A 1,089-nucleotide genomic window follows, 5' to 3' on the forward strand; every position below is an offset into this window, starting at 1 on the left:
GCTCCGTTGTGCCATTATTCAGCAGATTTGGCGGCAATAGCGTGCTGTCGATAACTTCACCTGAAGGAACTACGTTAACCAGATATTCCATCAAATTGCTTAACTCGCGCAGGTTTCCGGGCCAACGATGCTTACGCAATATTTCGACGACATCGGGAGCAATGCCAGGATAAACCGATCCCAGACGACGGGTATGCAGATGTAAAAAGTAATGCACCAATAGTTCAATATCTTCCTGACGTTCACGCAGCGGTGGCAGAGTTATCGGGATAACATTAAGTCGGTAGAAGAGATCTTCGCGGAATTTACCTTCGGCAATGAACTGGGCCAAATTCTGGTTAGTTGCAGAAATGATGCGAATGTCGACTTGTATTGGGCTACTGGCACCAATCGGCAGAATTTCACGTGCCTCAATAGCGCGCAGTAATTTAGCCTGCAACATTAATGGCATATCACCTATTTCATCGAGAAACAGCGTGCCGCCGTCCGCCTCAACAAAGCGCCCTTCCCGGCGTTTATCGGCTCCAGTAAACGCCCCTTTTTCGTGACCGAACAATTCAGATTCCAGCAAGGATTCGTTGAGTGCCGCACAGTTGAGCGTTACCAGCGGTTTTTCGCTACGTGCGCTACTGGCGTGAATCGCCCTGGCGACCAGCTCTTTACCGGTGCCGGAATCGCCGTGGATCAGTACCGTGGCTTCCGATGGCGCGACGAGGGCGATTTCACTGAGCAGGTGTTGCATCGCCGGGCTTTTACCGACCATACCGAACTGGCTGGCAGTCACCGCAGGTGTTTCAGCATCAATACTGTGCGTATGCGCGAGCGCCTTTTCCAGCGTCGCCTGTAGGTTATCGAAATCCAGCGGCTTGATGAGATAATCCAGCGCCCCAGTTTTCAGTGCCTCTACCGCCGTCTCGACGCTGGAGTACGCAGTCATAATCAGCACCGGAATTGCCGGGTTTAACGCTTTGATCTCTTTCAGCGTGGCGATGCCGTCCATCTCCGCCATTCGCACATCGCAAAGCACAAGATCAAAAACCTGTTCCCGCACCTGCTCCAACGCCTGTCGCCCGCTGTTCGCCAGCGCGA

1 protein-coding gene is annotated in these 1,089 nt (G+C 52.8%); it reads right to left on the reverse strand.

Features of this window, described 5'->3' with window-relative positions:
- Positions 1 to 1,089 (reverse strand): sigma 54-interacting transcriptional regulator (locus tag R7Z41_RS24270; RefSeq protein WP_318141673.1); only part of this gene is annotated, 1,089 nt, incomplete at both ends.

Source organism: Vibrio sp. 1457, assembly GCF_033340195.1.
GTDB lineage: Bacteria > Pseudomonadota > Gammaproteobacteria > Enterobacterales > Vibrionaceae > Vibrio > Vibrio alginolyticus.